General features: G+C 74.2%; 6 protein-coding genes. All 6 read right to left on the bottom strand.

What is annotated here, in order from left to right; all coding sequences use genetic code 11:
* Positions 1 to 56 precede the first annotated feature (56 nt).
* The 6 genes from ACGF0D_RS04290 to ACGF0D_RS04265 all read right to left on the bottom strand — a co-directional run bounded on the left by ACGF0D_RS04290 (position 57) and on the right by ACGF0D_RS04265 (position 26,027).
* The gene (locus tag ACGF0D_RS04290; protein WP_392913922.1) at positions 57 to 10,538 is read right to left on the bottom strand and encodes an SDR family NAD(P)-dependent oxidoreductase; all 10,482 of its coding nucleotides are present in this window, start codon (positions 10,536 to 10,538) and stop codon (positions 57 to 59) included.
* Positions 10,539 to 10,557: 19 nt separating this feature from the next.
* On the bottom strand, positions 10,558 to 21,327 hold the full coding sequence (locus ACGF0D_RS04285; RefSeq protein ID WP_392913921.1) for an SDR family NAD(P)-dependent oxidoreductase: 10,770 nt from the start codon (positions 21,325 to 21,327) through the stop codon (positions 10,558 to 10,560).
* Positions 21,328 to 21,422: 95 nt separating this feature from the next.
* Positions 21,423 to 22,754: a methylaspartate mutase gene (locus ACGF0D_RS04280; protein WP_392913920.1), complete on the bottom strand. Its 1,332-nt coding sequence runs from the start codon at positions 22,752 to 22,754 to the stop codon at positions 21,423 to 21,425.
* Positions 22,751 to 23,263 carry a cobalamin B12-binding domain-containing protein gene (locus ACGF0D_RS04275; protein WP_392913919.1) on the bottom strand — a complete coding sequence of 171 codons (513 nt, stop codon included), beginning with the start codon at positions 23,261 to 23,263 and terminating at the stop codon, positions 22,751 to 22,753. Before ACGF0D_RS04275 ends, ACGF0D_RS04280 begins: the two co-directional genes overlap by 4 nt.
* Entirely contained in the window at positions 23,263 to 24,501 is a 1,239-nt protein-coding gene (locus tag ACGF0D_RS04270) for a type III PLP-dependent enzyme (protein ID WP_392871715.1), read from the bottom strand. Before ACGF0D_RS04270 ends, ACGF0D_RS04275 begins: the two co-directional genes overlap by 1 nt.
* Positions 24,498 to 26,027, bottom strand: coding sequence for an AMP-binding protein (locus tag ACGF0D_RS04265; RefSeq protein WP_380458485.1), 1,530 nt, complete (start codon positions 26,025 to 26,027; stop codon positions 24,498 to 24,500). Before ACGF0D_RS04265 ends, ACGF0D_RS04270 begins: the two co-directional genes overlap by 4 nt.
* Positions 26,028 to 26,037: the final 10 nt, after the last annotated feature.

Raw genomic sequence — 26,037 nt, 5'->3', positions numbered from 1 at the left:
GCGGCCTCCGGGGGGTCTGCTCGGCGCGATCCCGCCGGGCAGACCCCCCGGTCCTGCTAGTCGAACTTGCCGAGCTCGTCGTCGAGGAGATCGAAGAGCTCGTCGGCGGTGGCCGTGTCCAGCTCCGGGCCGCCCTGGTCGGCTGCCTCCGGGTGCAGGTCGCCGGCCCACCTGGCGGTCAGGGCGCGCAGGCGCAGGGCCACCCGGGAGCGCTGCTCCTCGTTGACCGAGCTGGCCGAAGCGGCTGCTTCCAGCAGGGACTCCAGGCGGATCACCTCGGCTTCGACATCCGGCACACCGTCCACGTCTTCGACCAGCTCGTCGAAGAGGTGGTCGACGATGGCCACCGGGGTCGGGTAGTCGAAGGTGAGGGTGGAGGACAGGCGCAGGCCGGTGTCGGCGCTGATCCGGTTACGCAACTCCAGCGCGGAGAGCGAGTCCACACCCAGCTCACCGAACGCGCGCTCCGGATCCACCGCCTCGGCGCTCGAATGTCCGAGCACCTCGGCAACGTGGCCGCGCACGACCTCCAGCAGCAACTGCCTGCTCTCCACCGGGGAGAGCGCCGCGAGCCGCTCGGGCAGCGGACTGGGCTGCGGCTTGTCGGTCGCGGCCGGCCCCGCCTGGGCGGTGCGGCGGGCCGGGGTCCGGGCGGCCAGCGCGCGGACCATCGGGGGCGCCTGCTCGGTCGGCTGCACCCGCATCGGCAGGAGCAGCGACTGGTCCGAGGTCAGCGCCCGGTCGAAGAGCGCGAGCGCCCGGTCGACCGACAGCGGCTGGATGCCGTCCCGGGAGAGCCGGCGCAGCTCCGCCTCGCCGAGCGAGCCGGCCATCCCGGAGCCGGTGTCCCACAGGCCCCAGCCGAGCGAGAGCGCGGGGAGTCCGGCCGAGCGCCGCTGGGCGGCCAGGGCGTCCAGGAAGGCGTTGGCCGCCGCGTAGTTGCCCTGCCCGGCGGCCCCGAGGGTGGCGGCGGCCGAGGAGAACAGGACGAAGGCGGCCAGGTCCAGGCCCGCAGTCAGCTCGTGCAGGTGCCAGGCCGCGTCCGCCTTGGGCCGCAGCACCGCGTCCAGGCGCTCATCGGTGAGCGCCGAGATCAGAGCGTCGTCCAGGACCCCGGCGGCGTGCACCACCGCCGTCAGCGGGTGCTCGACGGGGATGTCGTCGAGCAGCGCGGCCATGGCCTCACGGTCGGCGGCGTCGCAGGCGGCCACCGTCACGGTCGCGCCCAGCTCGGCCAGGTCCGCCAGCTCCGTTGGCAGGACCCCGGTGCGGCTGGTCAGCAACAGGTGCCGGACGCCGTGCTCGCCCACCAGGTGCCGGGCGAGCAGGCGGCCGAGGCTGCCGGTACCGCCCGTGATGAGCACGGTGCCCTGCGGGTCCAGCGGGCTGACGCGTTCGAAGGCCGTGGCCTCGGCCAGCCTCGGGACGTACGCCTGACCGGCCCGCAGCGCCAACTCCGGTTCCCCGGTGGCCACCGCCGCCGCCAGGGCGGCCTCGGAGGCGGGATCCTCGTCGAGATCGGCCAGGACCAGACGGTCGGGGTGTTCGACGGCCGCCGCGCGCACCAGACCCCAGATACCGGCCTGCGCGAGGTCCGGCGCGCCGTCCACGCCCACCGCGCCCCGGGTGACGACCACCAGCGGCGCGCCCTCGGCACGGTCCTCGGCGAGCCGCTCCTGGAGGACGGCCAGGGCGCGGTGAGCAGCCTGACCGGCCTGGGCCGGAGCGTGCGGAACGCCGTCGACGGTGATGGTCACGGTGTCCGGTTCGAGCTGCGCTTCGTCCTGTTGGAGAGCCGCCAACGGCACCGGCACCCAGTGCAGTTCGAACAGGTCGCCGGAGCCCGAGGCGGCCGTGACCGCGGCCGCGGCCGCGTTCAGCTGCTCGGCGAACACCTGCCGGATCCGCAGCGCCGACACCACGGCGACTGCTGTGCCGGCGCCGTCGAAGAGCTGCAGGCTCAGTTGCTCGGTGCTCTGCGGGGTGAGCCGCAGCCGCAGGGCCGAGGCACCCGCCGCGTACAGCGCCACGCCCTCCCAGGAGAACGGCAGGGTCATCACCGTCGGGTCCTGGCCGTCCAGCAGGTCGATGGCGTGCAGCGCGGAGTCGAGCAGCGCGGGGTGCAGGCCGAACCCGGTCTGCTCGGCCTCCTCGGGCAGGGCGAGCTCTGCGTAGACCTCCTCGCCCAGCCGCCAGGCGGCCCGCAGGCAGCGGAACAACGGGCCGTAGCCGTAACCCTGGTCGGCGAGGCGGTCGTAGCTGCCGTCGAGGTCGACGGGCACGGCACCGGCCGGCGGCCAGGCCTGAAGCGCGGCGGGTTCCGGCGCGCTCAGCGGGGCCAGGACGCCGGTGGCGTGCCTGGTCCATGCGGCGCCGCTCTCCTCGATGCGGGCGTGCACGGTGACCGGGCGGCGCCCGGATCCGTCATCGGCGCCGGTGACCACCTGGAGCTGGATCCCGCCCTGCGCGGGCAGCACCAGCGGCCGTTCGATGGTCAACTCCTCGACCAGGGTGTTGCCCACCCGGTCGCCCGCCTGGACCGCCAGTTCCACGAAGGCACTGCCGGGCAGCAGCACCACGTCGGCGACGGCGTGCTCGGCCAGCCACGGGTGGGTGCTCAGTGAGAGGCGTCCGGTCAGCACGGTGGTGTCGCTCTCCGCCAGCCTGAGCTCGGCACCGAGCAGCGGGTGCCCGGCCGCCGCCTGGCCGAAGCCGGCCGCCTCGCTCGGCCCTGACGGTCCGTCCTCCAACCAGAGCCGTCGGCGCTGGAAGGCGTACGTCGGCAGGTCGATCCGGCGCACCGCCGTACCGCCGTAGAGCCGCTCCCAGTCGATCGGGACGCCGCGCACCTGCAGCGCGCCCAACGCCGTGGCCAGGGCCAGGGGTTCCTCCTTGTCCCGGCGCAGCACGGAGATCAGCGCCGAGCGCTCGGGGTCGGCCAGGCAGTGCGTGCCCATGGTGGAGAGCACCGCGTCGGGGCCCAGTTCCAGGAAGGTGCGGACCTGCTCGGCCTCCAGGGTGCGGATCCCGTCGGCGAAGCGGACGGCCTCGCGCACGTGTCGCACCCAGTACTCGGGTGAGGTCAGCTCTTCGGTGGTGGCCCGCTCGCCGGTCAGGTTGGAGACGATCGGCACGGTCGGCGGGGCGAACTCAAGGGTGCGCGCGACCTCGGCGAACTCCGCCAGCATCGGGTCCATCAACGGCGAGTGGAACGCGTGGCTGACCCGCAGGCGCTTGGTCCTGCGGTGAGTGAAGGCGGCCTCGAAGGCGGCCACCGCCTCCTCCGCACCGGACACCACGACGGCGTTCGGCCCGTTGACGGCGGCGATGCTCACGGCCTCCCCGAGGTGCGGCAGCACCTCCTCCTCGGTGGCGTCGACGGCCAGCATCGCACCACCGACGGGCAGTGCCTGCATCAGGCGGCCCCGGGCCGCGACCAGGCGGGCGGCGTCATGAAGGCTCAGCACGCCCGCGACGTGGGCGGCAGTCAGCTCGCCGATGGAGTGCCCGGCCAGGAAGTCCGGCCTGATGCCCCAGGACTCCAGCAGCCGGAAGAGCGCGACCTCCAGGGCGAACAGGGCGCTCTGGGTGTATCGGGTCTGGTCGAGCAGCTCGGCGTCCTGATCGAAGATCAGCTCCCGCAGCGGCCGGTCGAGGTGCGTGTCCAGCTGGCTGCAGACCTCGTCCAACGCGCGTCGGAAGACCGGGTGGCGCTGGTACAACTCACGGCCCATGCCCGGGCGTTGCGCGCCCTGCCCGGTGAACAGGAAGGCGAGCTTGCCGGCCACCGGCTTGCCGCGCAGCAGGCCGGGCGCTGCCTCACCGGCCGTCAACGCGGCCAGCCCCACGGCCAGTTCGTCCCGGTCACGGGCTATCAGCGCGGCCCGGTGGCCGAGCTCGGAGCGGCCGGTGGCCAACGAGAAGGCGAGGTCGGCGATCGGCGCGTCCGCCAGGGCGGTCAGCTTCGCCGCCTGGGCCGAGAGCGCCTCCGGGGTGGCCCCGGAGAGCAGGACGGGCAACAGCGGGGCCTCGGTACCCGCCGGCTCGGCGACCTGCTCGGTGACGGCCTCGATGATGGTGTGGGCGTTGGTGCCGCTGATCCCGAAGGAGGAGATCCCGGCCCGGCGCGGCCGCTCGACCTCGGGCCAGGCCCGGGCCTCGGTCAGCAGCCGGACCTCGCCCGCCGACCAGTCCACCTTGCCGGAGGGCTCGTCCACGTGCAGGGTCTTGGGCAGCACACCGTGGCGCATCGCCTGCACCATCTTGATCACCCCGGCCACACCGGCCGCCGCCTGGGTGTGACCGATGTTCGACTTGACCGACCCCAACCACAACGGCCGATCCGCCGAGCGGCCCTGACCGTAGGTGGCCAGCAGCGCCTGCGCCTCGATCGGGTCGCCCAGCGTGGTACCGGTACCGTGCGCCTCGACCACGTCGACATCGGCGGCCGACAGCCGGGCAGCGGCCAGCGCCTGACGGATCACCCGCTGCTGGGACGGCCCGTTGGGCGCGGTCAGCCCGTTGGAGGCACCGTCCTGGTTCACCGCGGAGCCACGGATGACGGCCAGCACCTGGTGCCCGTTGCGCCGGGCGTCCGAGAGCCGCTCCAGCAGCAGCATCCCGGCGCCCTCGGAGAGCGTGGTGCCGTCCGCGCCGTCGGCGAAGGACTTCGCCCGGCCGTCGGCGGCGAGATTGCGCTGCCTGCTGAAGTCCACGAACGTGTCCACGGTGGACATCACCGAGACGCCGCCGGCCAGGGCGAGCGTGCACTCGCCGCCGCGCAGTGACTGCGCCGCCAGGTGCAGGGCCACCAGCGAGGAGGAGCAGGCGGTGTCCACCGAGAGGGTGGGACCCTCCAGGCCGAGGGTGTAGGCGACCCGGCCCGAGGCCACGCTGCCGAGGCTGCCGTTGCCCAGGTAGTCCCGCACGTCCTCCGGCGCGTTGCTGAGCCTGCTGCCGTAGTCGTGGTACATCACCCCGGCGAACACGCCGGTGGCACTGCCCCGCACCGAGTACGGGTCGATGCCGGCGCGCTCCAGCGCCTCCCAGGAGGTCTCCAGGAGCAGGCGCTGCTGCGGGTCCATCGCGATCGCCTCGCGCGGCGAGATGCCGAAGAAGTCCGGCTCGAAGTCGGCGGCGTCGTGCAGGAACCCGCCCTCGCGGGAGTACGTCCGGCCGGCCTTGCCCGGCTCCGGGTCGTAGAGTCCCTCGATGTCCCAGCCACGGTCGGCCGGGAACTGCGAGATGCCGTCACCGCCGTCCGCCAGCAGCTGCCACAGCTCCTCGGGGGTGCTGACACCACCGGGGAAGCGGCAGGCCATCGCCACGATCGCGATCGGCTCGTCGCCGGCCTGCCGCGCGCCGGCGGCGGGTTCGGGGACCGGCTCGGCGGAGCCGAAGAGTTCGGTCCTGAGGTGGCCGACCAGGGCGGTGGGGTCCGGGTAGTCGAAGACCAGGGTGGCCGGCAGCCGCAGCCCGACAGCCAGGCCCAGCCGGTTGCGCAGTTCCACCGCGGTCAGCGAGTCGAAGCCCCAGTCCCTGAAGGCCCGTCGCGGGTCGAGCACCATGTCCGAGTCGTGGCCGAGCACGGCGGCGACATGGGTGCGGACCAGCTCGAGGAGGGCCGTGTCGCGCTCGGCCCGTCCGAGGGCGGCCAGCTTGTCCAGCGCGCTGCCCGGTGCCGCGGGTGCCGCTGCCGCCGTGCGCCGGGCGGCCGGACGGAGCAGGCCGCGCAGCACCGGGGAGAGCGTGCCCGCCGAACGCAGCGCGGGCAGGTCCAGGCCGATCGGCACCAGCAGCGCCCGGTCCCCGGCCAACGCGAGGTCGAAGAGCGCCAGGCCCTCGGCGGTGGCGATCGGACGCACCCCGGACCTGGCCATCCGCACCACGTCCGCCTCGCTCAGGTGGGCGGTCATCCCGGTGCGCTGCTCCCAGAAGCCCCAGGCCAGCGAGAGGCCGGGCAGGCCGAGCGCCTGGCGGTGCTGGGCCAGGCCGTCGAGGAAGGCGTTGGCCGCCGCGTATCCGGACTGGCCCGCACCGTCCACGGTGCCGGCGGCCGAGGAGAAGAGCACGAACGCCTTGAGGTCGAGACCGGCGGTGAGCTCGTGCAGATGCCAGGCCGCGTCCACCTTGGGGCGCAGCACCGCGTCCAGCCGCTCAGCGGTGAGCGCGGTGACCAAGCCGTCGTCCAGCGCGCCGGCCAGGTGCAGCACGGCGGTCAGCGGGCGGTCGACGGGGACGGTGGCGAGCAGGTCGGCGAGCTGCTCGCGGTCGGCCGCGTCGCACTTGGCCACGGTGATCTCCGCGTCCAGGTCGGCGAAGTCGTCCTGGGCGACGCCGCTGCGCCCGGCCAGCAGCAGGTGACGCACACCGTGCTCGGCCACCAGGTGCCGGGCCACCAGCGCGCCCAGCACGCCGGTGCCGCCGGTGATCAGCACGGTGCCCTCCGCATCGAGGGGGCTGACGGTGCCATCCGGTGCGCTCCTGACCAGCCGGGGCACGTGCACCCTGCCGTCGCGCACGGCGAGTTGTGGCTCGCCCGAGGCGGCGACCGCCGCCAGGGCCTGCTCGACGGTGGTGTCCTGGTCGGCGTCCACCAGGACGAACTGCTCGGGGTTCTCGCCCTGGGCGGCGCGGGTCAGGCCCCAGACGGCGGCCGCGGCGAGGTCCTGGACGCCCTCGGCGCCCACCGCCACCGCTCCCCTGGTGAGCACCACCAGGCGGGAGGCGGCGACCTTCTCGCTGTCCAGCCACTGCCGCAGGGTCTCAAGCACCTGGACGGAGACGGCCCGGGTGCCGGTGACGGGATCCTCGCCCTGCCGCACCGGCAGGACCACCAGCTCCGGTACGGTCGCCAGCTCCGCCAGGCCGCCCTCGCCGAGCACCACGTGATCGGGTGCGGGTCCCTCCACCGCGAGGACCGGCCAGTCGAGCCGGAACAGGGCGTCGGAACGGGTGGCCGCCCCGAGCGCGGCGGGGTCGGCCGCGCGGGTGGTCAGCGCGTCCACCGAGGCCACCGGGGAGCCGGTGGTATCGGCGAGCTGGACGGTCAGTGCGTCGGTGCCGGTGATCCGCAGGCGCAGCGCCCTGGCTCCCGAGGCGTACAGCGAGACGCCGTTCCAGACGAAGGGCAGCCGGGCCTGGCCCGGCTCCTGGCCACCGCCGAGGTCCGCGGCGTGCAGGGCCGCGTCGAAGAGCGCCGGGTGCAGGGCGAACCCCTGCTCCTCCACCGGGAGTTCGACCTCAGCGAAGACCTCCTCGCCACGCCGCCAGGCCGCCTTGAGCCCCTGGAAGGCGGGGCCGTAGTGGTAGCCCTGCTCGGCCAGCCCCTCGTACACGCCGTCCACCGGGACCGGCTGCGCACCGGCCGGGGGCCAGGCCGCCAAGTCGAAGCCGGCCTCGGCGGTGTCCGGCTCCAGCAGGCCGCTGGCGTGCCTGGTCCACTCGCCTTCGCCGCCCTCGGGGCGCGAGTGCACGGTCAGCGGGCGTCGGCCCGAGTCGTCCGGCTCGCCGAGGTGGAGCTGAAGTTGGACCGCGCCGCGCTCGGGCAGCAGCAGCGGCACCTCCAAGGTCAGTTCCGACACCCGGCCGCAGCCGACCTCGTCGCCGGCCTTGACGGCCAACTCCACGAACGCGGTACCCGGCAGCAGGACCGTGCCGCCCACCGCGTGGTCGGCCAGCCAGGGCGCGGTGGCGGTGGCGAGCCGGCCGGTGAAGAGCATGCCGCCGCCGTCGGCGACCGTGACCGAGGCGCCGAGCAACGGGTGTCCGGCGGCGACCAGACCGGCCGCGGTCACATCGCCCACCGCCTGGGAGCTGCCGAGCCAGAACCGCTCGCGCTGGAAGGCGTAGGTGGGCAGGTCCACCTTGCGCACGGGCGTCCCGGCGAAGACCGCCGCCCAGTCGAGGGCGACGCCGTGCACGTGCGCCTCGGCCAGCGATGTCAGGAAGCGCTCCGGGCCGCCCTCGTCGCGGCGCAGCGAGCCGATCCCGACGACCTCGGCGTTCAGCGCCTCCGCCGTCTCCTCCACGCTGTGCAGCAGCACCGGGTGCGGGCTGCACTCGACGAAGACGCCGTAGCCACTGTCGAGCAGCAGCCGGGTGGCGCCCTCGAAGAGCACGCTCTGGCGCAGGTTGGTGTACCAGTAGTCGGCGTCCAGGCCCGCGGTGTCGAACAGTTCGCCGGTCACCGTGGAGTAGAACGGCACGTCGACGGAGCGCGGGCTCAGGCCGGAAAGCTCCTTCAGCAGCCGCTCGCGGATCGACTCGACCTGGGCCGAGTGCGAGGCGTAGTCCACCGGCAGCCGTTTGGCCCGCACGCCCTCCGCGCGCAGCCCGGCGTGCAGCTGGTCCAAGGCGTCGGCGTCGCCGGAGACCACCACCGAGGCCGCGCCGTTGACGGCGGCCACCGAGAGCCGCCCTTCGTACTCGGCGAGCCGCGCACGGACCTGCTCCGCCGCCAGCGCCACCGACATCATGCCGCCGCGCGCGGACAGGTCGTCCGCGATGGCCAGGCTGCGCAGGGCCACCACCTTGGCGCCGTCGGCCAGCGAGAGCGCCCCGGCCACGCAGGCGGCCGCGATCTCGCCCTGCGAGTGCCCGATCACGGCGGCCGGGCGCACCCCGTAGGAGATCCACAGCTCGGCCAGCGACACCATGACCGCCCAGAGCACGGGCTGCACCACGTCCACCCGCTCCAGCGAGTCCGCGCCGCGGATGACCTCCAGCAGGTCCCAGCCCACGTGCGGGGCCAGCGCCTGGGCACACTCGGTCATCCTGGCGGCGAACACCGGGGCCGTGTCCAGCAGTTCGGCCGCCATGCCGATCCACTGCGAGCCCTGTCCGGGGAAGACGAAGGCGATCCGGGACTCGCTCTGGCGCCCGCCCTGAACCACGCCCGCCGCGGCGCGTCCGGCGGCGATCTCCCTCAGCCCGGCGGCCAGCGCGGAGCGGTCCGCGCCGATCACCACCGCGCGGTCACCGAGGGCGGCCCGGGAGGTGGCCAGGGTCCAGGCGAGGTCGGGCAGCGGGGCGCTGTCCAGGTGGTCGAGCAGCCGCTGCGCCTGGGCGGCCAAGCCCTGCTCACCCTTTCCGGAGAGCACCAGCGGCAGCGGTCCGGTCGGTTCGGTGGCACGCTGGGGCACTTCGGGCTCGGGCACGCTCTCCAGGATCACGTGGGCGTTGGTGCCGCTGATGCCGAAAGAGGAGACCGCGGCCCGCCGGACCTCGCCGCGCTCGGGCCAGTCCCTGGCCTCGGTGAGCAGTTCGACCGCGCCATCGGTCCAGTCCACCTGCGGGGTGGGCTCGTTGACGTGCAGCGTCTTCGGCATCCGGCCGTGGCGCATCGCCATCACCAGCTTGATCACCCCGGCGACGCCCGCGGCCGCCTGGGTGTGGCCGATGTTCGACTTGATCGAGCCGAGCCAGAGCGGCTCACCGCCGGCGCGCTCCTGCCCGTAGGTCGCGAGCAGCGCCTGCGCCTCGATCGGGTCGCCCAGCGGGGTGCCGGTGCCGTGCGCCTCCACCAGGTGCACCTGATCGGCACTGAGCCTGGCGTTGGCCAGGGCCTGGCGGATCACCCGCTGCTGGGACGGCCCGTTGGGGGCTGTCAGGCCGTTGGAGGCGCCGTCCTGGTTGATCGCGCTGCCGCGGACCACGGCCAGCACCCGGTGCCCGTTGCGCTCGGCGTCCGACAGCCGCTCCAGCAGCACCATGCCGACGCCCTCGCCCCAGCCGGTGCCGTCCGCCGAGGCGGCGAAGGACTTGCACCGGCCGTCCAGCGAGAGCCCGCGCTGGCGGCTGAAGTCCACGAAGGTGTCCGGGGTGGACATCACGGTGACACCGCCGGCCAGCGCGTAGGCGCACTCACCGGTGCGCAGCGCCTGGACCGCCAGGTGCAGCGCGACCAGCGAGGAGGAGCAGGCGGTGTCCACGGTGACGGCGGGCCCCTCCAGGCCCAGCGTGTAGGAGACCCGGCCCGATGCGACACTGCCCAGGTTTCCGTTGCCGAGATAGCCCTCGACGCCCTCGGGCACCTCGGCCAGCCAACTGCCGTAGTCGTGGTACATCACCCCGGCGAAGATGCCGGTCCGGCTGCCGCGCAGGGTGTGCGGGTCGATGTTGGCCCGCTCGAACGCCTCCCAGGAAACCTCCAGGAGCAGGCGCTGCTGCGGGTCCATCGCGATCGCCTCGCGCGGTGAGATGCCGAAGAACGCGGCGTCGAAGCGCGGTGCGTCGTAGAGGAAGCCGCCCTCACGGACGTGGGTCTTGCCCGGCGCGTCCGGGTCCGGGTCGTAGAGCCCCTCGACGTCCCAGTCGCGGTCGGCGGGGAAGTCCCCCACCGCGTCCACGCCCTGGTCGACCAGCTGCCACAACTGCTCGGGCGAGCTGACGCCGCCGGGGTAGCGGCAGCTCATCGCCACGATCGCGATCGGCTCCTGCGCCGCGGCCTCGATCCGCGTGTTCTGCTGGCGCAGTCGTTCGTTCTCCAGCAGCGACTCGCGCAGCGCCTCGACTATCTGCTCGACAGATGTATCCACGGTCGGTGTCGCTCCCTGATTACTTGGCGTCGCTACGGTCGAGCGCAGTGCGGATGAGATCGGAGATGTCCATGTTCTTGATGGCCGACGTCCGGTCGGCCCCGGACTCGGCCGGTGCGCCGGGCGCGGCCGGCTTCGGGTCGGCGGGGGCGGTCTCGGAGAGTTTCAGCAGCCGCTCCAGCAGACCCGACTCGCGGAGCCTGGCCACCGGGATGCCGGCCAGCAGCTCGGCCACCCGGGCGTCATCGGGCGCCTCGGCCGCCGGCTCGGTCCGCTCCGGGCGCAACCTGTCCAGCAGGTACGCGGCGAGCGCCGCCGGGGTGGCGTAGTCGAAGATCATCGTGGACGGCAGGCGCAGCCCGCTGACCGCGTTCAACTTGTTGCGCAGCTCCACCGCGGCGAGCGAGTCGAAACCCAACTCGCTGAAGGCACGCCTGGGTTGGACGGATGCCGGACCGTCGTGCCCGAGCACGGCGGCCACCTGCGAGCGAACCGCCTCCAGCACCGCGTGCTCGTGGTCGGCGGCCGGCAACGTGCTCAGGCGCTGGGCCAGCGAGGCCGCACCGCTGGAACCGCCGGCGCCGGTGGCCGCGTCCCGGCGGACGGTGGGCCGCACCAGAGCGCGCAGCACGGCGGGGAGGGACTCGCTGCGCTCGCGCAGCGCCGCCAGGTCCAGACGCGCCGGCACCAGGGTGGCACGCTCGGCGCGCAGGGCTGCGTCGAACAGGGCCAGCCCCTCGGCCGGGTCCAGCGCGCCGATGCCGGAACGCTCGATCCGCTCCAGGTCGGCCTCGGCGAGCTGGCCGCCCATCCCGCCGGCTCCCGCCCACAGGCCCCAGGCCAGCGCGGTGGCCGGCAGGCCGGCCGCGGCCCGGTGCTCGGCCAGCGCGTCCAGGAAGACGTTGGCGGCCGCGTAGTTGCCCTGCCCGGTGGCGTCCAGGGTTCCGGCCGCCGAGGAGAACAGGACGAACCTGCTGATCTCCCGCTCCAGGGTCAACTCGTGCAGATGCCAGGCACCGTCGACCTTCGGCCGCAGCACCGGGTCGATCCGCTCGGGGGTCAGCGAGCCGATCAGGGCGTCGTCCAGGACACCCGCGGTGTGCACGACGCTTCGCACCGGGTGCTCGGCGAGCAGCCCGGCCAGCGCCGCCCGGTCGGCGACGTCGCAGGCCACCACCGCCACCTGGGCGCCCAGTTCGGTCAGCTCAGCCTTCAGCTCCCGTGCCTCGGGCGCCTGCAGGCCCCGGCGTCCGGCCAGCACCAGGCTGGTGACCGCGTGCTGCCGCACCAGGTGCCTGGCCACCAGCGCGCCCAGGCCGCCGGTGCCGCCGGTGATCAGCACGGTGCCCCAGTCGGGGCCGTCCTGGTCGGCCTGCGGCAGCTGGACCCTGGCCAGGCGCGGCACCCGGACCGCGCCCTCGCGCAGCACCAGTTCGGGCTCGCCCGAGTCGAGGGCGGCGGCCAGCAGCGGCAGGGTGAGCGCCTCGGTGGAGTCCACCAGGACGATCCGGCCCGGGTCCTCGGCCTGCGCCGCGCGGACCAAGCCACGCACGGCGGCGTCCGCCAGGCCCTGGGCGGTCAGCACCACCAGCGTCGCCTTGGCGTACCGCTCCTCGCGCAGCCACTCCTGGACGGGTGCGAGCACGGCGTGCAGGGCGGCGCGTACGGCCTCCGGGACGGGCGCGCCGGCCGGCGTCGGCACCGGGAGCAGCAGGACGTCGGGGACGGCGTCGCCGAGCGCGGCCAGGTCGGGGTGGACGGGCACGTCGAGGCCGAGGCCGCCGGTACCGAGCACCGCGAACTGCCGGTTGCCCACGCCCTGGGCGGTCAGGTCCGGGCGATCGGTCAGCTCCACCGTGTACAGCGAGTCCTGCTGGGGGCCGAGCTGGCCGGCCGCCACCGGGCGGGTCACGAAGGAGGAGACGGTGGCGAGCGGGGTTCCCTCGCCGTCGGCCAGCTCGATCCAGATGCCGTCGCCGTCCTGGCGGGTCAGCCGCACCCGGGCCGCGAAGGCGCCGCCCGTGTGCAGTTCGACGCCGTTCCAGGCGAACGGGAGCAGCACCTTGCCGTCCACCGGTGCCTCGCGCCCCTCGTCCAGCAGGGAGGTGGCGTGCAGGGCGGCGTCCAGCAGCGCGGGGTGCAGGCCGAAGCGGGCGGCGTCGGGCCGTTCGGCGGCGGGGAGTTCGAGCTCGGTGAAGACCTCCTCGCCGCGCCGCCAGGCGGCCTTGACGCCCTGGAAGACCGGGCCGTACTCGTAGCCCTCGGCGCGCATCCGCTCGTAGAGGCCGGTGACGTCGACCTCGGTCGCGCCGGCCGGCGGCCACTGGGTGAACGGCTCCGGGCGGGCGGTGCCTCGCTCCGCGAGCAGGCCGGTGGCGTTGACGGTCCAGCCGGCCTCCTCGGATCCCGCCGGGCGGGAGAAGATCTGCACGGCTCCGCCGCGCCCGGCCACGACCTGGAGCTGCACGGCGGTCGACTCCGGCAGCAGCAGCGGCGCCTGGAGCGTGAGCTCCTCCAGGACCGGCAGGCCGAGCAGGTCGCCGGCCCGAATCGCCAGATCGACCAGCGCGGTTCCCGGCAGCAGGACCGTGCCGAGGACGGCGTGCTCGGCGAGCATCGGGTGGGTGGCTCGCGACACCCGCCCGGTCAGCACCACCTCGTCGGAGGCGGCCAGCCGGATCTCGGCACCGACCAGCGGGTGGTCCACCGGCGCCTGGCCCAGGCTGCCCGCGTCGCCCTTGGCGGCCGGGGCGTCCAGCCAGAACCGCCGATGCTGGAAGGCGTAGGTCGGCAGCTCGACCGCCCGAGCGGTGTAGTCGCCGTAGATCGAGGGCCAGTTCAGTGCGGCGCCGCGGGTGTGCGCCAGCGCGAGGGCGCCCAGCAGCTCCGCCACCTCGGGCTTGTTCTTGCGGGCGACCGAGGCGAAGACCGCCTGCGCGTCGTCGGCCACGCACTCCGGGCCCAGCGCGCTCAGCACGGCGTCCGGGCCCAGCTCCAGGAAGGTGGTGACGCCCTGGTCGGCCAGCGTGGCGACGGCGTCGGCGAAGCGCACGCTCTCGCGGACGTGCCGGACCCAGTACTCGGGGGTGCCCAGCTCCGCCGCGCTCGCCGCCTTGCCGGTCAGGGTGGAGACGATCGGGATGTTCGGCTCGGCGTAGTCGAGTTCGGCCAGCACGGCGCCGAACTCGGCCAGCATGCCGTCCATTCGGGGCGAGTGGAAGGCGTGCGAGACGGTCAGCCGCTTGGCGCGCCCGAAGTGGGCCGCCACGTCCTGCACCGCCTCGGTGTCGCCGGAGAGCACCACGGAGCGCGGCCCGTTGACCGCCGCGATGCTGACCCGCTCGTCCAGCAGCGGCAGCACCTCGGCCTCGCTCGCCCGCACCGCGACCATCGCCCCGCCCTCGGGCAGCGCCTGCATCAGCCGGCCCCGGGCACCGACCGCCTTCGCCGCGTCCGCCAGCGACCAGACGCCGCTGACGTGCGCCGCGGCCAGCTCGCCGATCGAGTGGCCCGCCAGGAAGTCCGGGCGCAGGCCGAACGACTCCAGCAGCCGGAAGAGCGCCACCTCGGTGGCGAAGAGCGCGGCCTGGGTGTAGGCCGTCCGGCCCAGCAGCTCGGCGTCCGCGCCGAAGACCACCTCGGCCAGCGGGCGGTCGAGTGCCGGGTCCAGGTGGGCGGCGACGCGGTCGAAGTGCTCGGCGAAGACCGGGAAGGTCTCGTACCACTGGCGTCCCATGCCGGGGCGCTGCGAGCCCTGGCCGGAGAAGAGGAACGCCAGGCCGCCCTCGTCGACGGTGCCGGTGACCAGCCCGGGCGCCTCGGTGCCGGCGCTCAACGCGGCCAGGGCGGCGTCGAGTTCGGCGCGCTCGGCGGCCAGCACCACGGCGCGGTACGGGTGGGCGCTGCGGGTGGTGGCCAGCGCGAGGCCCAGGTCGGCGAGGTCCACGTCGCCGGTGGCGGCCAGCTTCTCGGCCTGGGCGGCCAGCGCCTCGGGGCTGCGGCCGGAGACCGGCAGCGCCACCAGGGTGGGCGGGGTACCGGTGGCCGGGGCGTCCTCGGTGAACGGCGCCGCTTCGAGGATCACATGGGCGTTGGTGCCGCTGATGCCGAAGGAGGAGACGGCGGCGCGGCGCGGGTGCCCGGCCTCGGGCCAGTCCCGGGACTCGGTGAGCAGTTCGACGGCGCCCGCCGTCCAGTCCACCTGGTCCGAGGGGGCGTCCACGTGCAGGGTCTTGGGCAGCACGCCGTGGCGCATCGCCTCGACCATCTTGATCACGCCGGCCACGCCCGCGGCGGCCTGGGTGTGGCCGATGTTGGACTTGATCGAGCCGAGCCAGAGCGGGCGCTCCTCGGTGTGCTCCTGGCCGTAGGTGGCCAGCAGCGCCTGGGCCTCGATCGGGTCGCCCAGCGTGGTGCCGGTGCCGTGCGCCTCGACCACGTCGACCTCGGCGGCCGACAGCCCGGCGCTGGCCAGCGCCTGGCGGATCACCCGCTGCTGGGAGGGGCCGTTGGGGGCGGTCAGGCCGTTGGAGGCGCCGTCCTGGTTGATCGCGCTGCCCCGCAGCACGGCGAGCACCCGGTGCCCGTTGCGCTCGGCGTCCGACAGGCGCTCCAGCACCAGCATGCCGACGCCCTCACCCCAGCCGGTGCCGTCCGCCGCGGCCGCGAAGGACTTGCAGCGCCCGTCGGCGGCCTGGCCGCGCTGGCGACTGAAGTCGATGAAGGTGTCGGGGGTGGACATCACGGTGACACCGCCGGCCAGCGCGAGCGTGCACTCACCGCCGCGCAGCGCCTGCGCGGCCAGGTGCAGGGTGACCAGCGAGGAGGAGCAGGCGGTGTCGACGGTGACGGCCGGCCCTTCGAGGCCGAGCGCGTAGGAGACGCGCCCGGAGAGCACACTGCCGAGGGTGCCGTTGCCGAAGTAGGCGGCCACCTCCTCGGGGGCGTCGGTGAGCCAGCTGCCGTAGTCGTGGTACATCACGCCGGCGAACACGCCGGTGGCGGTGCCGCGGACCGTCGCCGGATCGATGCCCGCGCGCTCGAACGCCTCCCAGGAGACCTCGAGGAGCAGGCGCTGCTGCGGGTCCATCGCGACCGCCTCGCGCGGGCTGATGCCGAAGAAGTCGGCGTCGAACTCCGCGGCCCGGTAGAGGAATCCGCCCTCGCGGGAGTAGGTCTTGCCGGGCGTGCCCGGCTGCGGGTCGTAGATCCCCTCGGTGTCCCAGCCGCGGTCGGCCGGGAAGTCCGCGATGGTGTCGACGCCGTCGGCGACTAGGCGCCACAGGTCCTCGGGGGACTCCACGCCGCCGGGGTAGCGGCAGCTCATCCCGACGATCACGATCGGATCTTCGGCCAGGCCGACGGCCGCCGCCACCGGCGCGGCCGGGGCCTCGGGCTCGCCGCCGAACAGGGTGTCGCGGATGTGCTCGGCCAGCGCCTTCGGCGCCGGGTAGTCGAAGACCAGCGTGGCCGGAAGCCGCAGCCCGGTCGCCGAGTTGAGGCGGTTGCGCAGCTCCACGGCGGCCAGCGAGTCGAAGCCGATCTCGGTGAACGCCCGGGTCGGGCTGATCGCCGCCGCGCTCTCGTGCCGCAGCACGGCCGCCACCTCGGTGCGGACCAGCTCCAGCAGGGTACGGTCCCGCTCGGCGGCGGGCAGGGCGCTCAGCGCGTTGCCGCCGTCCTGGGCGCGGGTGCTGCGGGCGGCCGACGCCCGGCGGTTGACCGGCCGCACCAGGCCGCTGAGCAGCGCGGGGATGCCGTCCGTACGGCGGCGCACGGCGGCGGTGTCCACCTCGACCGGGACGACCCGAGCGGCGTCGGTGCGCACGGCGGCGTCGAACAGCCGCAGCGAGTGCGCCGCGTCCAGTCCGGGCAGTCCGTAGCGGGCGATCCGGGCCAGCGTCGCCTCGTCGAGCGCGGCGCCCATGCCGGCCTCGCCGGTCCACAGGCCCCAGGCGAGGGCGGTGGCGGGCAGGCCCAGCTCGGCGCGGTGCTCGGCCAGGGCGTCCAGGAAGGCGTTGGCCGCCGCGTAGTTGGCCTGCCCGGCGCCGTCGAGGACGGCGGCGAGCGAGGAGAAGAGCACGAAGGCCTTGAGGTCCAGCTCGGCGGTGAGCTCGTGCAGGTGGCAGGCGCCGTCCACCTTGGCGCGGAAGACCTCGGCCAGCGCCTCCTCGGTGAGCGAGCCGATCACGCCGTCGCGCACCGTGCCGGCGGCGTGGACCACCGAGTCGACCGGGTGGGCGGCCAGTAGTGCGGCCACCGCGGCGCGGTCACCCACGTCGCAGCCGACCACGGCCACATCGGCGCCCAACTCTTCGAGTTCGGCCTGGAGTTCGGGGGCAGAGCCGCGGCGCCCGGCCAGCACCAGGCTGCGCACGCCGTGCTCGGTGACCAGGTGGCGGGCCAGCAGGCCGCCCAGGCCGCCGGTACCGCCGGTGATCAGGACCCGGCCCCACTCGGGGGTCTCGGCCGCCGCGGAGGGCAGTACGGCCAGCCGGGGTGCGGTGAACTCGCCCTCCAGCAGCGACAGTTCCGGCTCACCGGTGGCGAGCGCGGCGGACACCTCGGCCTCGGCGGGCAGGCCGGGGTGCTCGATCAGGACGAACCGGCCAGGGTTCTCCGCCTGCGCCGAGCGGACCAGGCCGCGGACGGGCGCCTGGGCGAGCGCGGGCGAAGTGATCACCACCAGCGTGGAGTCGGCGAAGCGGTCGTCGGACAGCCAGGCCTGGAGCACCCGCAGCACCCGGGCGGTGGCGCTCCTCGCCGCGAGCGGCAGCTCCTCGGCGCCGGCCACCGCGGGCAGCACGACGGCCTGCGGCAGCGGGTCGGTCAACGTGGTCAGGTCGGCGAGCGCGGTCAGGTCGGCGAGTTCGCCGTCCAGCACCGCGATCCGCAGCGGCTGCGGCTCGGCCGGCACGGCCAGCGGCGACTGCCGTACGACGTAGAGGACTTCGTCGTCCGACACCGGGCGGGAGACCAAGCCCCGCACGGTGGCCAGCGGCGCGCCGGTGGCGTCGGCGAACTCGAGCGCCAGGGTGTCCTTGCCGGAGTGGGAGATCCGCACCCGCACCGAGGTGGCACCGGCGGCGTGCAGCGACACCCCGGTCCAGGCAAACGGCACCAGCACCTCGGCGCGGGGCTCGGCGCCCAGGTCGGCGGCGTGCAGGGCGGCGTCCAGCAGTGCCGGGTGCAGGCCGAACTCGGCCGCGTCGGCAACGAGTTCGGCGGGCAGCTCGACCTCGGCGAAGACCTCGCCGCCGTGCCGCCAGGCCGCCCGCAGCCCCTGGAAGGCCGGGCCGTAGCCGTAGCCCTGGGCCGCCAGGGTCTCGTAGACACCCGCGAGGTCGACCTCCTCGGCACCCTGCGGCGGCCAGCTGTCCAGCGGCTGCGGCAGCGGCTCGGCGGCGGGTGCCAGCACACCACCGGCGTGCTGGGTCCACTGCCCGGCGTCCGCGCCGTCCGCCCTGGAGTGGATGGTCAGCTGTCGGCGCCCGTTCTCGTCCGGCTCGCCCACCGCGACCTGGATGCCCGCGCCGCCCTCGGCCGGCAGCACCAGCGGGGCGCCCAGGGTGAGTTCCTCGATCGCGCCCGCGCCCACGTGGTCGCCCGCGCGCACAGCCAGCTCCACGAAGGCGGTGCCGGGGAAGAGCACCCGCCCGGCGATGACGTGGTCGCCCAGCCACGGCTGGGCGCGCAGCGAGAGGTGTCCGGTGAGCACCACGCCGTCCGCGCCGACGGCCACCACCGCGCTCAGCAGCGGGTGTCCGGCGGGTAGTTGGCCGATGTCCGCGAGGTCGGCGTGGGCCGAGCCGGGCTCCAGCCAGAACCGCTTGCGCTGGAAGGGGTAGTTGGGCAGGTCGATCCGGCGCCCGTCACGGCCGGCGTGGAAGCGGGCCCAGTCCACCGGGACACCGGCGGTGTAGGCCGCCGCCAAGGCCAGCACGGCCTGCCGGGGCTCGGGGTGCTCGCGGCGCAGCAGCGGGGCGAAGACGGCCGGGGAGCCGTCCAGGCACTCCTGGCCCATGGCGCAGAGCACGCCGTCCGGGCCGATCTCCAGGAAGGTGTCGACCCCGGCGGCCGCCAGCCAGTCCATGGCGGAGGCGAACCGCACCTGGGCGGCCACGTGCTCGACCCAGTACTCGGGCGTCGCCACCGCCTCGGTGCACAGCTCACCGGTGACCGTGGAGACCATCGGGATCTTCGGCGCGGTGTACGTCAGCACGTTGGCGATCCGACGGAACTCGGTGAGCATCGGCTCCATCAGCGGCGAGTGGAAGGCGTGGCTCACCCGCAGCCGCTTGGTCCGGTGCCCGGCCGCGGCCAGCTCCTCGGCGATCCGCAGCACCTCCCGCTCGTCGCCGGAGAGCACCACCGCGCGGGGGCCGTTGACCGCCGCGAGGCCGACCCGCTCGGTGAGCAGCGGCGCCACCTCGGCCTCGGTGGCCTGCACCGCGACCATCGCGCCGCCGGCCGGCAGCGCCTGCATCAGCCGGCCGCGCGCGGCGACCAGGATGGCGGCGTCCTCCAGGGTGAGCACCCCGGCGACGTGCGCGGCGGCCAGCTCGCCGATGGAGTGCCCGGCCAGGTAGTCGGGGCGCAGGCCCCAGCTCTCGGCCAGCCGGAACAGCGCGACCTCGATCGCGAACAGGGCCGGCTGGGCGTACTCGGTACGGTGCAGCAGCTCGGCCTCGGCCGAGCCCTCGGCCGCGAACAGCACCTCGGTGAGCGGCAGGTCCAGCTGGAGGTCCAGGTAGCCGCAGACCTTCTCCAGGGCGTCGGCGAACACCGGGAATTCGGCGCCCAGTTCGCGGCCCATGGCCAGGCGCTGGCTGCCCTGCCCGGTGAACAGGAAGGCGAGCCTGCCGGGTCCGGCGACGGTGGTGGGGGCCGTGCCGGAGGCGATCGCGGTGAGGGCGGCGCGCAGCTCCTCGCGGCTCTCGGCGACGATCGCGGCGCGGTCCGCCAGGCCGGCCCGGGTGGTGGCCAGCGAGTGGGCGAGGTCGGCGAGCCGGACCTCCTCGCCGTCCAGCAGCGGGAGCAGGCCTGCGGCGCGCTCGCGCAGGGCCTGCTCGCCGCGCGCCGACAGCACGTACGGCAGCACCCCGGAGTCGGCGGCAGGCTCTTCCAAGAGCGGCTGCTCGGCCTCAGTGTCGTGCTCCAGCACGACGTGGGCGTTGGTGCCGCTGACGCCGAAGGAGGAGACGCCGGCGCGGCGCGGCGCGCCGGTCTCGGGCCACGGCCGGCCCTCGGTGAGCAGTTCGACCGCGCCGGCCGACCAGTTGACGTGCGGGCTCGGGGCGTCGATGTGCAGGCTCTTCGGCAGGTAGCCGTTGCGCATGCTCAGCACCATCTTGATCACGCCGGCCACGCCGGCGGCGCCCTGGGTGTGGCCCAGGTTCGACTTGGCCGAGCCGATCAGCAGCGGTGCGTCCTCGGGCCGGTCCTGCCCGTAGGTGGCGAGCAGCGCGGTGGCCTCGATCGGGTCGCCGAGCGTGGTGCCGGTGCCGTGCGCGTCGACGGCGTCCACCTCGGCGGCGCTCAGGCCGGCGTTGGCCAGGGCCTGGCGGATCACCCGCTGCTGGGAGGTGCCGCTGGGGGCGGTGAGCCCGTTGGAGGCGCCGTCCTGGTTGACGGCCGAGCCGCGGACCACGGCCAGCACCCGGTGCCCGTTGCGCCGGGCATCGGAGAGCCGCTCCAGCACCAGGACGCCGACGCCCTCGGCGAAGCCGGTGCCGTCCGCGGCGGCGGCGAAGGCCTTGCAGCGGCCGTCGGGGGCCAGGCCGCGCTGGCGGCTGAAGGCGGTGAAGACGCCCGGGCCGCCCATCACGGCGACGCCGCCGGCCAGCGCCAGCGAGGACTCCCCCGCGCGCAGCGACTGGCAGGCCAGGTGGATCGCGACCAGCGAGGCCGAGCAGGCGGTGTCCACGGTGACGGCGGGACCCAGCGCGCCGAGCACGTAGGCCACCCGTCCGGAGATGACGCTGGGGGCGTTGCCGGTCAGCAGGTAGGCGTCCAGGCCGTCGGGGGCCTCGTGCAGCCGCGGGCCGTACTCCTGCACCTCGGCGCCGAAGAACATGCCGGCCTCGGTGCCGCGCAGCGCCAGCGGGTCGACCCCGGCGTGCTCCAGGGCCTGCCAGGCGGTCTCCAGGACGAGCCGCTGCTGCGGGTCCATACCCAGCGCCTCGCGCGGGCTGATGCCGAAGAAGTCGGCGTCGAACTCGATGGCGGTGTCGATGAAGCCGCCGGCGCGGACGTAGCTGCTGCCGGGGGTCTCCGGGTCCTCGTCGAACAGCCGGTCCAGGTCCCAGCCGCGGTCGGTGGGGAAGTCGGAGAGCACCTCGCCGCCGTCGCGCAGCAGCTGCCACAGCCCGTCCGGGGAGTCCACCCCGCCGGCGAAGCGGCAGCCGATGCCGACGATCGCGACCGGCTCGTCCGCCGCGCCGAGGTTGGCGGTCGGGGCCGGCTCGGGGGCGGCGGCGCCGAGCACCTCGGCGAGCAGCCGGTCGACCAGCGCGGCCGGGGTCGGGCACTCGTAGACCACGGTGACCGGCAGGTCGAGGCCGGTGGCCGCGACCAGGCGGGCCTGGAGGTCGACCGAGGCCAGCGAGTCGAAGCCCAGCTCCCGGAAGGCGAGCGCGGTGTCCAAGGTGTCGGCCGCCTCCGGGCGTGCCGCCTTCAGCGCCGCCACCGCGGTGCGGCTCACGAGGTCGAGAACCAACCTCCGGTGCTCCGACGGCGCGGCATCGGCCAGCAGCCGGGCCAGTACTGAATCGGACCTGGACTCATTCATCCGCGCATCTCCACATTCGGCCAAGACCGTTTAGCAAACGAACAGTTACACGGGGACGGCCGCGCCCAGCCGGGACTCGCCCCCGTCACACCGGCTCAGCCGGCACCGCCGGCGAGCGCATGGCCCTGCCCGGCGGCAATCGCCTCGTCGTCGAACTTCCAGCGGATGTAGGACAGTGCCCCCAGCAGTTCGCCGGAGGTGACGGTGTGGGACTCGCCGGCCTCCACCACCCCGGCCAGCGGCAGCCTGCCGATGCTCGCCCAGCGCAGCCGCCCCTCCCCGTCCAGGTAGCTGCGGGTGCGCCCCTGGTTGTCGGGGTGCAGGCAGTAGGGGATGTCCAGGTACCCGCGCTGGAACGCCAGCAGCATCGCCCGCCCGACGTCCGGGTCCAGGTTCAGCACCGCGGAGACCAGCGCCGCGGCCTCCGCGTAGGTCTGCGAGTCGGCGCCGTCATCGGCGACCCGCTCGGTGCGGGCCGCGCGCGCGGCCGCGTGCTCCAGCGCGCTGACGTTCTCCGCCACCGTCGGGATCCGCACGGACTCGGCGACGGTCTTCACGATCAGCCGCTCCGAACCGGTGGAGGCGGCCAGCTCGGCCGCGTCGCCGAGCAGGGCCAGCGCCCCGTGCGGCGTGGTGGGGTAGACGCCCATGTAGGCGTAGATGACGACATGCCAGTCCGCCTCGGGCAGCAGCTCGGCGCAGAGCCGGCGCAGCGCGAACACGGCCTCCGTGTCCTGGCCTTGGTGCGTCTGCTGGGCGTAGCTGGCCGAGATCGAGCGCAGCCCGTGCTGGTAGAAGAACAGCGCTTCGAGCGCGCTGATCGCCACCAGTTGGCTGGGCGGGCAGAGTTGGCCGAGCATGCAGCCGCCGAAGGTCTCCAGGTGCGGATCCCGCCCGAGTTCGCGCAGCCGGCCGAAGAGGTCGCAGGAGCGCGACCAGTTCTCCACCGACTCGCGCAGCGGGATGCGCCCGTACGGAAGGCAGTAGGAGACCGGACCGCCTTCCGAGGCGTCCAGTCCCACCGTCATCAGCGCCCGGAAGATGTCCAGCGGCGCGGCCGAGCCGTGCCGGACCTGCACCGGGAAGTCCGCGCCGTGGATCCCGTCCAGCACCCTCCTGGTGGTCTCCGGATCATGGCTGACGATCGGGTAGCCGTTGAGTGATACACCTTCCAGCAGGGCGAGTTCGGCGGACTCCAGGTCGTTCACGCGGGTGTAGCTGTCCAGGGTGACGGTGCCGACCGTACGGCCGGCGGCGCCCTTGGTGGCCAGCAGTCCGGCCCGCATCAGCTCCGGGTCGCTCATCCCCATCCGGGGCTGCACCACGAGTTCACCTGCCTGGTGCGCCCGGCGGACGAACGCGCCGAAGCCGCCGAACCCGGCGACCTCGCCGAAGCCGCCGAGCCCGCCGACCTCGCCCCCGATCACGTCAACACCCGCTGCGGGAGCGAGTCGAGCAGCCGCCGGAAGGAGGCGATCCCCTCCGCCCCGTCGTCGAAGACCGCGTCGTAGCCGGCCGCGATCAGCTCGGCCAGCTGCTCGGCGCTCTGGGCGCCCGCGATGCCCAACTTGCCGCCGATCACCGCCGGGACGGCGCTCAGCTCGTCGCGCTCGCGCACCTTGCCGATCATCCGGATGCCGTCCTGGAAGCCGTGCCCGTTGACGCTGCTGACCACCAGCAGCGCCGGACGGCGGGCCAGGCTCTCGCTCACCAGCAGGTCGGTGGGCACGCAGGGGCCCAGGTTCACCACGTCGAACCCCATCTCCTCCAGCAGCAGCTGCAGGAAGACCAGGTTCCAGGTGTGCGAGTCGGAGGTGCCGCCCGCGACGATCACCGTCGCGTCCCGCTTGACCACGGCGGGAAGGTTCTGCGCGGCGGCGACAGGCTGGTCCTGCGCGGCGGCGACGGCCTTGTTCTGCTCTGCGGGCAGCGACATCACAGCTCCTGGCCGAGCTCGTAGGCGCGGACGTGCTCGATCCGCGACACCGAGACCAACTCCTCGCCGCGGACCAGGATCTCGGTCGGTGCCGGGCGTCCGAGGAACATCAGCAGGCTGGCCGTCGGACCGTAGGCGCCGGCGTTGGGGATGCTCACCACGTCCCCGGGCGCCAACGCGGGCAGCTCGATGTCGCGGCCGAGCACATCGCCCGGAGTGCAGAGCGGTCCGACCAGGCTGGCGATCTGGTCGAGCGGGACCCCCTCGTCGTCCAGGCGCACCGAGACCGGCATGATCCGGCCCAGCCCGGACATGCCGCCGAAGGTGTTGATCCCGCCGTCCAGGATCACGAAGCGCCGGCCGCGGCTCTCCTTGAGGTTGACCACGCCAACCATCAGAGTGCCGCTGTCACCGACCAGGTAGCGCCCGGACTCGACCGCGATCCTCACCTCGCCGCTGCGCCAGCCGGGGAACGACTCGTCCAGCGAAATCGCCATCGCCTCACGCAGGTTGCCGTACACCGGCCGCTCGCCGCGGACCGCGTACGGCACCGAGAAGCCGCCGCCGATGTCGACGAAACGAAAGCGCGTGCCGAGCTCGTCCTGCACTCGGGCGGCCACCGCGATGGTGTGCTGGAACTCCCCGATCAGGCTCGCCTCGTCCTTGGCGTTGCTGAGCGGGAAGAAGTGCGCGCCCGCCACGTCCGTGCCCGGCACGTCGAAGACCTGCTCGCGCAGCTCGGGCAGTGTCTCGCTGTCGAAGCCGAACTGGGAGGGCACCCCGGTCATCCGGATGCTGGACGTGGCGCTGGCACTGGCGCTGTTGACCCGCAGCAGGCAGGTGGCGACCACGCCCAGCCGGGTGGCGACCGCGCCGACGTTGCGCAGATCACCCAGCGACTCGACCGAGAAGAGCCGCACCCCGGCGCTCAGCGCCTCGGTCAGTTCCCCCTCGGTCTTGCCGGGGCCGGTGTAGAGGATCTCGCTGCCCTGGAAGCCCGCGCTCAGCACCGCGGCGAGCTCACCGGTGGAGCTGATCTCCGCCCGGCAGCGCCGGCCCTCGCCGGCGCGCATCTCGCGCAGCAGCTCGGGGTGCGGGTTCGCCTTCGCCGCGTAGAAGAGCTCGACCTCCTCGGGCAGCGCGGCGAACAGGTCGCGTCGGGCGGCCGCGACGCGGTCCAGGTCGTAGACGTACGACGGAGTACCGAAGCGCTTGGCAAGCTCGGCGTAGCCGGTCACGGGGTGGCCCCTTCGAAGAGTAGAGCGAGCTTCCTGCGATCGTGCTTGCCGTGCAGCGTGAGCGGCAGCTCCTCGACCATCCGGCACAGGCCCGGCACCTTGGCCGGTTCCAGGCGCAGCGACAGCTCTCGCAGCACGGTGTGCGGCGCCAGGTCGCCCACCACGCAGACCGCGAGGTCGCGGTCCTCGGTCGGCGGCAGCACCGCTGCGGCCCGGACACCGGGGATGTCCATCGCGGCCGCCTCGATCTCGATCGTGCTCATCCGCACGCCCTTGCGCTTGAACATGTCGTCCCGACGGCCCTCGTAGTAGAGGAACCCGTCCTCGTCCACACTGCCGAAGTCACCGGTGTGCAGGCGCCGTTGCCCACTGACCGGGTCGGTACGGAAGGCCTTGGCGGTGAGCTCGGGCGCCCGCCAGTAGCCGGGCATCACGTGCGGGCCCTCGACCACGATCTCGCCGGCCACGCCGGTGGGCACCTCATTGCCGTCCTCGTCGAGGATCAGCACCCTGGTGCCCGGCAGCGGACGGCCCACCGAGGTGGGCTTGGCGTCCTCGAACTCGGGCGGCAGCACCGAGATGCGCTTGCACTCGGTCTGGCCGAACTGGCGGACCACCTCGACGCCGGGGAAGGCCGTGCGCAGCGCGTCCACCGTGGTCTTCGGCAGCGCGGCGCCGGTGTTGGTGAACAGTCGCACCTTGGACTCGCCGCCCGGGTCGCGCTCGGCGAGGGAGCAGATCATCGCCGCCAGCGAGGGCACGATCGGCACCACGGTCGCGCCGCTCTCACGGATCCGCTTGAGCAGCACCAGGTCCGAGTCGGTGTCGGCCAGCACCAGTTCCGAGCGGCCGAGCGCGGCGAGCAGGATCTTGTAGAGCCCGTAGTCCCAGGAGATCGGGAACCGGCAGAACACCACGTCGTCGGGGCGGTAGCCGAGTTCCTGGTTGATCGCCCTGGAGGCGAAGACCATCTGACGGTGGGGGCAGATCACACCCTTGGGCGCGGCGGTACTGCCGGAGGTGTAGACCAGGACGGCGACCGCGTCGGCGTCGACCTCCTGGACCGAGGCCCGCGCGCCGGCACCGTGCAGAGCCGTCACCTCGGGCCAGACCTCGCCGAAGCCCAGCACCTCGACCGGCGAGAGCCCGGAGATCCGGTCCACCGCGGTGTCGGCGACGATCACCAGCCGGGGTTCGGCGTTGGCGAGCACCGAACGCAGGTGGTACTCCTTCATGCCCGGGTTCAGCGGCACCAGCACCGCACCGCGCCGGGCCGTGCCGTAGAACAGCGCCACCAGCGCCCGGTTGCTCGGCAGTTGGACCAGCACCCGGTCACCGGGGCGCACGTCGCGCGACTCCAGCCACGCGTCGACCGCGTGGCTGTACTCGCCGAGCTCCTGGTAGGTCCATCGCCCGTCCCGGTCGCTGACCGCGACGGCACCGGGCGCGACGTCTGCCGTCGCCTCGTCGAGCACACCGTGCACCAGCACGGCGGGCGCGGCCTGCGGTATCGCGTCACCACTCACGGCGTGTGTC

Source organism: Kitasatospora sp. NPDC048298 (assembly GCF_043201465.1).
Lineage (GTDB): Bacteria > Actinomycetota > Actinomycetes > Streptomycetales > Streptomycetaceae > Kitasatospora.
Note: the sequence above shows the minus strand (reverse complement) of the source record. Positions and strands in the feature narration are given on the sequence as shown.